Below are 11,799 nucleotides of genomic sequence, written 5' to 3'. Positions count from 1 at the left end.
CCCCCCACAACCCCTCACCCCCCACAACCCAATGGCGCCCGGCCTCCCCCCAACGGGGAGACCGGGCGCCCTAGTCCGGGCAGTGGGCGGTAGCTACTCGGCCGCCGCGTCCGCCGCCTGGGCCCGCAGGGCCCGCTCCACGCCCGCCCGGGACTCGGAGATCAGGCGGCGCAGGGCCGGGGTCGGCTCGGCGGAGGCCAGCCAGGCGTCCGTGCGGTCGAGCGTGTCCTGGGAGACCTGGACGGCCGGGTACAGGCCCACGGCGATCTGCTGGGCCATCTCGTGGGAGCGCGAGTCCCAGACGTCCTTCACCGCGTCGAAGAACTTCTCCGTGTACGGCGCCAGCAGCTCCCGCTGGTCGGTCTGGACGAAGCCGGAGATCACCGCCTCCTGCACGGCGTTGGGCAGCTTGTCGGACTCCACGACCGACGCCCACGCCTCCGCCTTGGCGCCCTGCGTCGGACGCGCGGCGCGAGCCGTGGCCGCGTGCCGCTCACCGGCGGCCGTCTTGTCCCGCTCGTACTCGCCCGCGATCTCCGCCTCGTCGAACCGGCCGACCGCCGCGAGCCGCTGCACGAACGCCCACCGCAGCTCGGTGTCGACGGCCAGGCCCTCCACCGACTGCGAGCCGTCCAGCAGGGCCTCCAGCAGGTCCAGCTGCTCCGGCGTACGGGCGGTCGCCGCGAAGGCGCGCGCCCAGGCCAGCTGGTGGTCCCCGCCGGGCTCGGCGGCGCGCAGGTGGGCGAGCGTGGCGTCGGTCCAGCGGGTGAGCAGCGCCTCGCGGGCGGCGGGGGCGGCGTACAGGTCGATCGCCAGCTTCACCTGCCGCTGGAGGGACTGCACGACACCGATGTCGGACTCCTTGCCGATGCCGGACAGCACCAGCGACAGGTAGTCGCGGGTCGCCAGCTCCGCGTCCCGGGTCATGTCCCACGCCGACGCCCAGCACAGGGCGCGGGGGAGGGAGGACTCGAAGTCGCCGAGATGTTCCGTCACGTACGCCAGCGACTGCTCGTCCAGGCGGACCTTGGCGTACGACAGGTCGTCGTCGTTGAGGAGGACGACCGCCGGACGGCGCTTGCCGACCAGGTCCGCTACGGCGGTCAGCTCGCCGTCGACGTCCAGTTCGGCCCGCTCCACGCGCACCAGCTTGCCGGTCGCCTCGTCACGGTCGTAGAAGCCGATCGCGATGCGGTGGGGGCGCAGGGTCGGCTCCCCCTTGGCGCCGGCCGGGAGCGCCGGGGCCTCCTGGCGGACGCCGAAGGAGGTGACGACGCCCTCCGCGTCCGTCTCGATCTCGGGGCGCAGGACGTTGATGCCCGCCGTCTCCAGCCACTTGCGCGACCAGGTCTTCAGGTCGCGGCCGGACGTCTCCTCCAGCGCCGAGAGCAGGTCGCTCAGGCGGGTGTTGGCGTACTCGTGGCGCTTGAAGTAGGCCTGCACGCCGCGGAAGAACTCGTCCTCACCGACGTACGACACGAGCTGCTTGAGGACGGAGGCGCCCTTGGCGTACGTGATGCCGTCGAAGTTGACGAGGACGTCGTCGAGGTCACGGATCTCGGCCATGATCGGGTGAGTCGACGGGAGCTGGTCCTGGCGGTACGCCCACGTCTTCATGGAGTTGGCGAACGTCGTCCACGCGTGCGGCCAGCGGCTGCCCGGGGCGGCGGCCTGGCAGGCGATGGAGGTGTAGGTGGCGAACGACTCGTTCAGCCACAGGTCGTTCCACCACTCCATGGTGACCAGGTCGCCGAACCACATGTGGGCCAGCTCGTGCAGGATCGTCTCCGCGCGCATCTCGTACGCCGCGTCGGTCACCTTGGACCGGAAGACGTACTGGTCGCGGATGGTCACCGCGCCCGCGTTCTCCATCGCGCCCGCGTTGAACTCCGGCACGAACAGCTGGTCGTACTTCTGGAACGGGTACGCGTAGTCGAACTTGGCCTCGAACCAGTCGAAGCCCTGCCGGGTCACCTCGAAGATGGCGTCCGAGTCCAGGTACTCGGCGAGCGAGGGGCGGCAGTAGATGCCCAGCGGGACGGTGCGGCCGTCCTTCTCGTAGACGCTGTGCACGCTGTGGTACGGGCCGACGATCAGCGCCGTGATGTACGACGAGATCCGCGGCGTCGGCTCGAACTCCCAGACGCTGTCCTGCGGCTCGGGCGTCGGCGAGTTGGAGATGACCGTCCAGCCCTCCGGCGCCCGCACGGTGAACTGGAACGTCGCCTTCAGGTCCGGCTGCTCGAAGGAGGCGAAGACCCGGCGCGCGTCCGGCACCTCGAACTGGGTGTAGAGGTACGCCTGCTGGTCGACCGGGTCGACGAACTTGTGCAGGCCCTCACCGGTGTTGGTGTACGCGCAGTCGGCCACGACCCGCAGGATGTTGCGGCCCTCCAGCAGGCCCGGCAGGGCGATCCGCGAGTCCTCGAACACCTCGGCGGGGTCGAGCGCGTCGCCGTTGAGAGTCACCTCGTGGACCGTCGGCGCCACCAGGTCGATGAAGGACGCCTCGTTGTTCCCGGCCACGTCGAAACGGACCGTGGTCACGGACCGGAAGGTGTCGCCCTCCTGCGCGCCGGAGAGATCGAGATCGATCTCGTACGAGTCAACGGTGAGCAGCTTCGCCCGCTGCTGCGCCTCTTCGCGAGTCAGGTTTGTGCCAGGCACGCGGTCATCTCCTCGTTATGTGTCGGTTGCGCCATCCTTCCACGGGACCCGGACGGAACGCGATGTCCTATTCCCGCCGGTGAACGCGGCGCGGACGCGCCACGCTGAGGCACATGAGCACATACACCGCACGCCCCCTCGAACCCGCCGTCCTCAAGGAACTCCGCGCCACCGACGACGCCGGAGAGCGCACGGTCCCCGTGACCGACGAGGAGGGCGGCGCACCCCTGCGCTGCTGCCTGCGCCGCAGCGCGCCCGGTGAGCACATCGCCCTGGTCTCCTACGCCCCACTGCGCCGCTGGGCCGCCGAGACCGGCGCCGCACCAGGTCCCTACGACGAACAGGGCCCCGTCTTCATCCACGCCGACGACTGCTCCGGCCCCGACGGCGACGCGCTGCCGTTCACCAACTCGCACCGCGTCGTCCGCCGCTACTCCGCCGACGGCCGCATCCTGGGGGGCCGCCTGGTCACGGACAGGGACCCGGGCGGGTTCGGCGGCGCGTTCGACGAGGCGTTCACCGACCCGGAGGTCGCACTGGTCCACGTCCGCGCCGTGGAGTACGGGTGCTTCCTGTACGAGGTGCGGCGACCGTAAGGACGCATGGCTTCCGGACGCCGGAAAACGGCGTTGTCAGCGGGCCCGCACGCCCAAAAGGGTGGGGCCATGGCCCCCTCCCCGCCCCCGACCCTCACCACCACGGCCGCGCTGCCCGGCCCGCCCGCGCCCGGCCTGCCCGCCCGCCCCTGGGCCGCCGTCCTCGCCGTCGCCGCCGCCACCTTCTGTGTCGTCACCACCGAGATGCTCCCGGTCGGCCTGCTCACCTCCCTCGCCACCGGACTGCACATCAGCCCCGGGACCACCGGTCTGGCCGTCACCCTGCCGGGCCTGGTAGCCGCCGCCTCGGCGCCGCTGCTGCCGGTCGTCGTGCGCCGCGCGGACCGCCGTACCGTCCTCGGCGGGCTGCTGCTCCTGCTCGCCGCCGCCAACCTGCTGTGCGCGCTCGCCCCGCACATCGCGGTGCTGCTCGCCGCCCGCGCCCTGGTCGGGGTCTGCATCGGCGGGGTGTGGGCGGTGGCCGCCGGTCTCGCCGTACGGCTGGTGCCGCCCGCGGCGGCCGGACGCGCCACCGCGGTGATCTTCAGCGGGGTCGCGGTGGCATCGGTGCTCGGGGTGCCCGCGGGCACGTTCCTCGGCGCGGTCGCGGGCTGGCGGTGGGCGTTCGCCGCGCCGGCCGTACTCGCCCTGGCCGCCGCGGGCGCCCTGCTCCTCGCCCTGCCCCCGCTCGCCGCCGAGCGGCCCCTGCGGCTCGCCGCCTTCCCCCGGCTGCTGCGCGTCCCCCGGCTGCGGCGCGGGCTGCCCGCGGTCGCCCTGCTGATCACCGGCCACTTCGCCGCGTACACCTACGTCCGTCCCGTCCTGGAGCGTGCCCTCGGTGCCGATGCCTGCCCGATCGGCATCCTCCTGCTCGGCTACGGCGCCGCGGGCGTCGTCGGCACCTTCGCGGGCGGCGCGCTCGCGGCCCGGCACCCGCGCCGGACGCTGCCCTCGATCTGCGCCGCGCTGGCGGTCGTCGTCGCCGTGCTCGCCCTGGCGTCGGGCTCCCTCGCCGGGTCGGTGCCGCTGCTGGTGCTGTGGGGCCTGGTCTACGGCGGTGTCTCCGTCTCCGCGCAGACCTGGCTGTCGACCGCCGCACCGCACGCCCCCGAGGCGGTGTCGGCGCTGTTCGCCGGGGTCTTCAACACGGCGATCGCCCTCGGCGCGTTCCTCGGCGGCCGGGTCGCGGACGGGCCGGGCCCGACGGCGGTGCTGTGGCTGGCGGCGGGGCTGGCGGGGGTCGCGGCGCCGATGGTGGTGGGGGCGGGGCGTGCGGGAGGCGCCGGGTGTGCGGGGGATCTCGGGTGTGCGGGGGCTCCCGGGTGTGCGGGGGGTTCCGGGTGTGCTGGGGGCGCCGGGTGTGCGAGGGGTCCCGGCCGCGCGGGGGCCCCGGGCCTGCGGAGGGTTCCGGGCGTGCGGAGGGGGCGGCCACCGGCCTGCGGTGACCGCCCCCTGGGCGCGCCCTGAGGGCTGCCGGGTTCGCCTACTCGGCGGCCTCCGTGGCCTTCGTCGTCAGCTCGGCCGCGACCAGCTCCGCGATCTGCACCGCGTTGAGGGCCGCGCCCTTGCGGAGGTTGTCGTTGGAGACGAACAGCGCGAGGCCGTTGTCGACCGTCTCGTCGGCGCGGATACGGCCGACGTACGAGGGGTCCTGCCCGGCCGCCTGGAGCGGGGTCGGTACGTCGGTCAGGGCGACACCGGGGGCACCGGCGAGCAGCTCCTTGGCGCGCTCGACGCTCAGCGGGCGGGCGAAACGGGCGTTGACCTGGAGGGAGTGACCGGTGAATACCGGCACGCGGACACAGGTGCCGGACACCTTCAGACCGTCGATCTCCAGGATCTTCCGGGACTCGTGGCGCAGCTTCTGCTCCTCGTCCGTCTCGTTCAGCCCGTCGTCGACGATCGAGCCCGCCATCGGCAGCACGTTGTACGCGATCGGCGCGACGTACTTGTGCGGCTCGGGGAAGTCCGCCGCCGACCCGTCGTGGGTCAGCTTCGGCGCGTCCTCGCCGACCTTCCTGACCTGCTCGAACAGCTCGTCGACGCCCGCGAGGCCGGACCCGGACACGGCCTGGTAGGTGGCGACGACCAGGGCCTCGAGCCCCGCCTCCCGGTGCAGCGGCTTCAGCACCGGCATCGCGGCCATCGTCGTGCAGTTCGGGTTGGCGATGATGCCCTTCGGGCGGCTCGCGACGGCGTGCGGGTTGACCTCGGCCACCACCAGCGGCACCTCGGGGTCCCGACGCCACGCCGACGAGTTGTCGATCACGACCGGGCCCTGCGCGGCGACCTTCTCGGCCAGCGCCCGGGAGGTGGCGCCGCCCGCCGAGAACAGCACGATGTCCAGGCCGGAGTAGTCGGCCGTGGACGCGTCCTCCACCGTCACGCCGTCCAGGACCGTCCCCGCCGAGCGGGCCGAGGCGAACAGCCGCAGCTCGTCGACCGGGAAGTCCCGCTCGGCCAGGATCCTGCGCATGACCGTGCCGACCTGACCGGTGGCTCCGACGATTCCGACCCTCACGGCGACTCCTTCATCCGAACTGCGTGACGTGCGTGTACCTGCTGATGCGCCTTGCGGACGGCCCAGGCCCTTCCATCATGCGGGGGACCCCGGCCGGTGTGTCCAATCCTTAAGGCCGCTCACCGCGGACCTGCCCGGAATACGAGACGCCATGCCGGGTCAGCCGCGCGGTTCCAGTGTCCACCGGCCCGCCGGGCGGATCTGGAGATATCCGCCCGGAACCCGTCGCGGACCGGAAGCCGTGCTGATCCGCCGTACCGGTTCCAGGCGTTCGTCCAGTTCCCGGAGCACCGGCAGGTCGATCGCGCCGCGCGGCTCGTGGGTGAGCATGACCTCGGTTTCCGGCCCGTGTGATGTACGACTCCCCGGCCTGCCCGGATGGGGGTCCGTAAATCCGGCCGAACGTTTCCGACCCCACCGGCGTCATAGGGGAAACGCGGCGAGGAGAGGGGTGGCTGTGCTGCGCAGAAGGGCGCGCCGCGGCCAGGGGGCGGAGCACGGCGCCGGGGGCGGGACCGACCCGGAGCGTGCTGCCGACGATCCGCTGGACGCGGCCCAGGAGCGTCGGGTGCGGGCGGTGCTCGCGCTCGGCGGGGTGCCGCAGGCGGACCTGCTGGACGGGGTGCAGCAGGTCCGCCTGCGGCTGTTGGAGCGGGCCGCGAGCGGGCGGGAGGCGCCGCGTGACGTCTCCGCCTGGGCGGCCGTGGTCGCCTCCAACCTCGCCGTCGACTGGCACCGCGCCAAACGGCGCCAGGAGCGGATCGGCGAACGCCTGGCCTCCCTGCGCCAGTGGGAGCACCCGTCGGGCGAGGACACCAGCGTGCTCTCCGTCGCCGTGGCACAGGGCCTGGACGAGCTGCCCGACGCCCAGCGGCAGGTGCTCGTGCTGCGCTTCTACGCCGACCTGCCGGTGCGCTCCATCGCCGAGCAGCTCGGCGTCCCGGAGGGCACGGTGAAGAGCAGGCTGCACACGGCGGTACGGGCCCTGCGCACCCGGCTGCACGAGGACGAGGTGGTGTGACGTGTCCGCCGAACACGACGGCCCCGACGGCCCCGACCGCGCGGACCGCTCCGGCGGCGTCGACGGCCGCCCGGACCCGGCCCTCGACGCCCTGCTGGCCGTGATCACCGACGAGCCGCTGCCGGACGGCGCCCACCGGGACGCCGCCTTCATGGCCGCGCACCGGTCGGCGGCGGCCGATGTGGCGGTGCTGCGCGAGCAGCTGGACATCATCGGCGGGGCGCTCGCCGACTCCGCCCCGCGACCGGCCCCGCGACCGGTCCAGCCAACCCGGAGACCCACCCCCGCCCCCCGCCGCCGTCCGTTCGTCCTCGCCCTGCGCGTCGCCGCGGTGGCCTGCGCCGCCACCGTCCTCGCGGGCCTGGGCTGGCTGGTCGTCCAGGCACCCTCGGGCGCCGACGACAGCGGCTCCAGCGCCGCCAAGGACGCGGCACCGGACGCCGTGGGCGACGAGGACGCGAAGACGGGCGCCTCCCAGAGCGCCGCCGGTTACCTGGCCTGCGCCCGTCTGGTCGTCGAGGGCACGGTCACCGAGGTGGCCCCGGTCCCCGGCACCGGCAAGGACCGCGTCACCCTGCGCGTGAGCCGCTCCTACAAGCCGGAGGCGGGCCCGGCCGAGACCGTCTTCACCATGGACCAGGCCGTGGACCCCCGCCTGCGGGAGGGGCAGCACGTGCTCGTCGGCATCCCGAGGGCGGCGGCCGAGCCCGACCTGTGGGCCGTGGGGGAGGCGGACGTCGCCCACCACCGCGCCTGGATCACCGAGGCGCTGCCGGAGTCCCGCACGACCGACTGCGGCTGACGGGCACGAGAAAGGGCGGGCGCCCGCACCGGACGCCCGCCCACCAGGTCACCCAAGCCTTACGGCGTGACCTTCTCGATCTTCACGTTGCCCACGCCCGCGACCGTGCCGCGCGCGGTGAGCAGCTGGACCTGCCCGAAGAACTCCCGCCCGGCGGGCGCCTCCGAGGCCGCCGTGACACTGCCGCTGACGGTCGCCGTGGCGCCCGTGGCCAGCTTCACCGGCGTCGACTCGTCGACGGTGACGGTGCCGAGGGCGGCGGAGTAGAAGACGTCACGGTAGTCGTAGGCGGTGGAGCCGGACGGCACGCCGTAGCCGTAGACCTCGACGGTGTACGTACCGGCGGCCGGGCCGGCGATGGACACCTGCTCCTCGGAGTCGCCGTCGGCGTCCTGGCCGACGACGTCGCCGTTGCTGTCGTAGACCGTCAGGTCCAGGTCGGCGGCGGCGTCGGAGACGTTGCCGATGGCCACGTCCAGGGAGGTGGCGCCCTCGGGCACCTGGACCGTGGTGGTCACGGTCTGGCCCTGCCCGATGGTCGGACGGTCGGTCTTGGCGGAGCCGAGCGGACCCCCGGCGAGCTTGCCGTCGATGGGGGCGGCCTGGTTGGTCACCGTCCAGGAGGCGGTGGCCGGGACACCGACCTCGACCTCGGGCACGGTCACCGTCGCCGGGTCGAAGACCGCGCCGAGGATGGTGACGTCCAGGGTGTACGGGTTGTCGAGCAGCGGCGACGTACGGCGCGACTCGACCTCGATCTCCCAGACGCCGGGCTGCGGGTCGGCGTACGCGCGCACGTCGGGCTTGCAGCCGTTGCCGTCGAGGTAGTTGTTGTAGCAGTACGGGGTCGAGGTGGTGTCGACCGGGACGCCGTACGGGTGGATGGAGATGAAGCGGGTCTGGCTCTTGCCCTTCAGCCCGCCGATCGCGACCTCGAGGGTCTTGGCGCCCTCGGGGACGGTCACGAAGTACGACTTGGTGCTGTTGCGCTGCACCGAACCCGACGCCGAGTAGGTGTAGTTCAGCGGCTCGGACACCACGACCGTGCTGAGGACCTGCTTGTCGACGCCCTCGGTGCGCGGGTCGTCGACCTCGAGGATCGCGCTCTTGAGCCCCGCGGACTTCGGCGCGGCCTGCACCTTCACCGTCACCGGCTTGTTCAGCGGCAGCGCGACCGTGTCGGAGCCGACGATCCGGAACGTGCCGCCCGCGTTGTTCTCCAGGTCCAGCTCGTGCCGGATGGCACGGTCGGCACCGGAGGTACGGGTGATGGTGATGTCGTACGTCTTCTTCTGCCCGGCCTTCAGGCCACCCTCACGGTCGTACAGACCGGTGCCGTAGCCGGGCGTCTTCAGGAACTGCTCGATGGCGGTGTCGACCGGCGCCTTGACCGTGTACTCGTGGGCGCTCGCACCGTCGAGGATGGCGTCCCAGGCGTCCTCGATGTCGATGAGACCCGCGCCCTCCTCGTAGGCCTGGACGCCGCTGATGTGGTCGGCGGTCGAGGTCAGCGCGGTGCGCAGGGTGGCCGGGGTCAGCTCGATGCCCTTGCGCTTGGCCGCGGACAGCAGCAGCGCGGAGGCTCCGGCGGCCTGCGGGGAGGCCATCGAGGTGCCCTGGAGCATGGAGTAGCCGGGCGGCAGGCTGTAGCCCGCCTCCGCGACCGGGCCGCCGGGCGACCAGGTCTGGGTGGTGTTGATCGCGGCGCCGGGCGCGGAGAGCGTCGGCGTGAAGCCGCCGTCCTCACGCGGACCGCGCGAGGAGAACGGCATCATGGCGTACTTCTTCTCCACCGCGGAGCCGTAGTTGGCGGCCCAGGTCTCCTTGGAGATGGTCGCGCCGACGGAGATCACCTTGTCCGCGAGGGACGGGTCGCCGATGGTGTTGGCGCCGGGCCCGGAGTTGCCGGCCGAGATCACCAGCTGGACGCCGTAGGTGTCGATGAGGCGGGTGTACAGCTCGGCGCGCGCGTTGTTGCCGTCGTTCAGCGCGGGCAGGCCGCCGATCGACATGTTGACGATGTCGACGCCGCGGTTGACGACGAGGTCGATCATGCCCTCGGTGAGCGCGACGTTGGTGCAGCCGCCGCTCCAGGTGCAGGCGCGCGAGGAGACCAGCTTGGCGCCGGGCGCGGCGCCGTTCATCTTCCCGCCGAACAGGCTGTTGGCGGCGGTGATGCCGGCGACGTGCGTGCCGTGCGAGCCCTCGATGACACCGATGCTGACGTAGTCGGCCTTGGCGCCGGCGGCGTTGTAGACGACGTCCTTGCGGATCTCGACCACGAAGGGGATGCGCTCGGCGATCGCGGTGGCGGGGTCGTCGTTGCCGAAGTACCCGACCTGGAAGCCGTTCTTGTACGGCTTCATCGCCTCCTCGTCGGTGAAGTCGAGGTCGTCGTCGAGGTCCACGCGCACGGTGCCCGCGGCGGCGTCGTACAGCACGCCCCAGACGTCGGTGGTGTCGCCGTCCCGGTTGAGGTCGCCCGCCATGTCGCCACCGGCGGTGGCGGACTCCGAGAAGTACTGGAACTTGTAGTCGCCCGCGGGCGCCTTGAACGTCTCCGTGCCCAGCGCGGCCGTGGTGATCGAGAACGTCGGCCCGGCGACCGAGGTGGTCATACGGCGCCAGGTACCGTCGCCGTCCACGACCGGGTCGGTCGCGGTCACCCAGTCGACGATCTTCCGCTCGCCGGTGGTGGTCTTCTGGAGCGCGGGGTGCCCGAGGTCGACGCCCGAGTCCAGGATGCCGATGGTGATGCCGCGGCCGTCCGCCTTCGGGTGGTCCTCGACGAAGTCGACGGCACCGGTCTCGAAGGAGGGGTTGTACGGGTTCTTGGCCGGGGTCTTCTTGCCGGGCGCGGGGTAGCTGCCCGCGGTGGGCGTCTTGCCGGCTCCCTTGCCCCGGTCCCCGGCGGGGGTCGGGTCGTCCAGCGGGATCTCCTCCCGCAGGTCGATCCCGTGCACGGAGCGCAGCTTGGCCGCCGCGGCGATGGCCGCGTCCGCCTGTCCGGTCGGGACGGTGGCCCGGACGTAGCCGAGCTTGTCGTAGGTGCGGCCCACGAGACCGCCCTTGACCGAGTCGAGCTGCTCGGCGACCTGCTCGGTCTCGCCGGGCGCGGTCGCGATCATCATCGTGACCGTCTTCTCGCCGCCGGCCTTGGCCTCGGCGAGCAGTTCGGCGTCGTCCGAGCCGAGCTTCTCGTGGGCGGACTTGACGCCCGGCTCGGCGGCGGCGGGCGGCGCGTCGTCGGCGCCGGCGGCCATGGCCATCGGTATCGGCCCGGCCGCGGACAGCGCGGCGACGAGACCGGCGGCCACGGCGATGCGGGCCGCGCGTCTGGCGCCCGGTATCGGTTCCCGCTGGGGGGTGGAGGTCATCGGCATCCCTTGCAGGTAAAGGAGCGAGTAAGGAAGCGAACGAAGCCGTCCGGAATGCGATACCGGACGACCGCTCACCCTTACTCAAGGGACCGACTTATGGGAGGAGTTGACCGAACCGAAACAGATGTATGGGGAAAACCCCCGATGCGCTTTGCGGCGCCGGGCGGCGTATGGAGCTGATTGCCCTGTTTCCCTGAAGGCCGTCCTCAGGCGTCCTTGCTGCGGGAGTAGTGCCGGGACGCCTTCGCCCGGTTCCCGCAGGCGGCCATGGAGCACCAGCGGCGGGTCCCGTTCCGCGAGGTGTCGAAGAAGTGCAGCACACACGCCTCGTGCGCGCAGTGCCGGATCCGGTCCGGCGCGGTGCCGAGCAGCTCCAGGTAGTTCCGCGCGGCAAGCCACCCCGGCCCCCAGGAGGCATCGGCGAACTCCGCGCGCTCCCCGCCCCCGTCGGCCGTCAGCGTCGCCCGGATCCGCCCCTTCTCCAGTACGGCGTCCACACGCGAGGCCCCTTCCGTCAGCGATCCGTCCACCACCGCCAGCAGTGCGTCCCGCGTCTGAAGCGTGTGCCGCAGGGTGGGGTCGTCTGCGGTGAACCGACCGTCGTCGAGCCCGTTGGCGGCGAGCCAGACGGCGAGCCCGTCGGTACCGGCGAGCAGGTCCCGCGGCTGCCCGTCCTCGATCCAGCGGGTGTTGAGCAGGTCGAGGGAGAGGGGCTCACCGGTGAGCGGCCGGGGGTCGTGGGGGGCCGGGGACATGGGGAGGGCTCCTTCCGCGCGCACTAACCACTAAAGCCTACGTGACCGGTTGACGGC

General features: G+C 72.7%; 9 protein-coding genes. 4 read left to right on the top strand and 5 right to left on the bottom strand.

Annotated elements, in window-relative coordinates:
• Nucleotides 1-93: 93 nt before the first annotated feature.
• Nucleotides 94-2,667: an aminopeptidase N gene (gene pepN, locus KBY47_RS33750; RefSeq protein ID WP_210928026.1), complete on the bottom strand. Its 2,574-nt coding sequence runs from the start codon at nucleotides 2,665-2,667 to the stop codon at nucleotides 94-96.
• Nucleotides 2,668-2,780: 113 nt separating this feature from the next.
• On the opposite strand from pepN, the gene KBY47_RS33745 reads away from it, so the two are divergent.
• Nucleotides 2,781-3,263 carry a DUF1203 domain-containing protein gene (locus KBY47_RS33745; protein WP_210928025.1) on the top strand — a complete coding sequence of 161 codons (483 nt, stop codon included), beginning with the start codon at nucleotides 2,781-2,783 and terminating at the stop codon, nucleotides 3,261-3,263.
• Nucleotides 3,264-3,332: 69 nt separating this feature from the next.
• Nucleotides 3,333-4,730, top strand: a complete 1,398-nt coding sequence (locus KBY47_RS33740) for an MFS transporter (protein ID WP_210928024.1) — start codon at nucleotides 3,333-3,335, stop codon at nucleotides 4,728-4,730.
• Between the two features lie 16 nt (nucleotides 4,731-4,746).
• Here KBY47_RS33740 and KBY47_RS33735 read toward each other — a convergent pair whose 3' ends face one another.
• Complete coding sequence (locus KBY47_RS33735) at nucleotides 4,747-5,784, bottom strand: aspartate-semialdehyde dehydrogenase (protein ID WP_210928023.1); 1,038 nt, start codon at nucleotides 5,782-5,784, stop codon at nucleotides 4,747-4,749.
• Nucleotides 5,785-5,943: 159 nt separating this feature from the next.
• Nucleotides 5,944-6,114 carry a hypothetical protein gene (locus KBY47_RS33730; RefSeq protein ID WP_210928021.1) on the bottom strand — a complete coding sequence of 57 codons (171 nt, stop codon included), beginning with the start codon at nucleotides 6,112-6,114 and terminating at the stop codon, nucleotides 5,944-5,946.
• 121 nt (nucleotides 6,115-6,235) lie between these two features.
• Between KBY47_RS33730 and KBY47_RS33725 the strand changes: the two genes are divergently transcribed.
• On the top strand, nucleotides 6,236-6,805 hold the full coding sequence (locus tag KBY47_RS33725) for a sigma-70 family RNA polymerase sigma factor (protein ID WP_210928019.1): 570 nt from the start codon (nucleotides 6,236-6,238) through the stop codon (nucleotides 6,803-6,805).
• A 1-nt stretch (nucleotide 6,806) separates the two neighbouring features.
• A complete protein-coding gene (locus tag KBY47_RS33720; RefSeq protein WP_308405386.1) occupies nucleotides 6,807-7,607 on the top strand; it encodes a hypothetical protein in 801 nt (266 codons plus the stop codon).
• 59 nt (nucleotides 7,608-7,666) lie between these two features.
• Here the strand turns inward: KBY47_RS33720 and KBY47_RS33715 are convergent, their stop codons facing one another.
• Both KBY47_RS33715 and KBY47_RS33710 read right to left on the bottom strand, forming a co-directional pair.
• A complete protein-coding gene (locus KBY47_RS33715; protein WP_210928017.1) occupies nucleotides 7,667-10,984 on the bottom strand; it encodes a S8 family serine peptidase in 3,318 nt (1,105 codons plus the stop codon).
• 209 nt (nucleotides 10,985-11,193) lie between these two features.
• The gene (locus KBY47_RS33710; RefSeq protein ID WP_210928015.1) at nucleotides 11,194-11,742 is read right to left on the bottom strand and encodes a CGNR zinc finger domain-containing protein; all 549 of its coding nucleotides are present in this window, start codon (nucleotides 11,740-11,742) and stop codon (nucleotides 11,194-11,196) included.
• Nucleotides 11,743-11,799 lie beyond the last annotated feature (57 nt).

The organism is Streptomyces sp. B93 (assembly GCF_018070565.1).
Lineage (GTDB): Bacteria > Actinomycetota > Actinomycetes > Streptomycetales > Streptomycetaceae > Streptomyces.
The sequence above is the reverse complement of the archived record's forward strand: the minus strand, read 5'-3'. Positions and strand labels throughout refer to the sequence as shown.

Bases quoted from the DNA above. Each gene is read 5' to 3' on its own strand.
- KBY47_RS33745 (WP_210928025.1), top strand. From the start codon at position 2,781: ATGAGCACATACACCGCACGCCCCCTCGAACCCGCCGTCCTCAAGGAA.
- KBY47_RS33740 (WP_210928024.1), top strand. From the start codon at position 3,333: ATGGCCCCCTCCCCGCCCCCGACCCTCACCACCACGGCCGCGCTGCCC.
- KBY47_RS33730 (WP_210928021.1), bottom strand. From the start codon at position 6,114: ATGCTCACCCACGAGCCGCGCGGCGCGATCGACCTGCCGGTGCTCCGG.
- KBY47_RS33715 (WP_210928017.1), bottom strand. From the start codon at position 10,984: ATGACCTCCACCCCCCAGCGGGAACCGATACCGGGCGCCAGACGCGCG.
- KBY47_RS33710 (WP_210928015.1), bottom strand. From the start codon at position 11,742: ATGTCCCCGGCCCCCCACGACCCCCGGCCGCTCACCGGTGAGCCCCTC.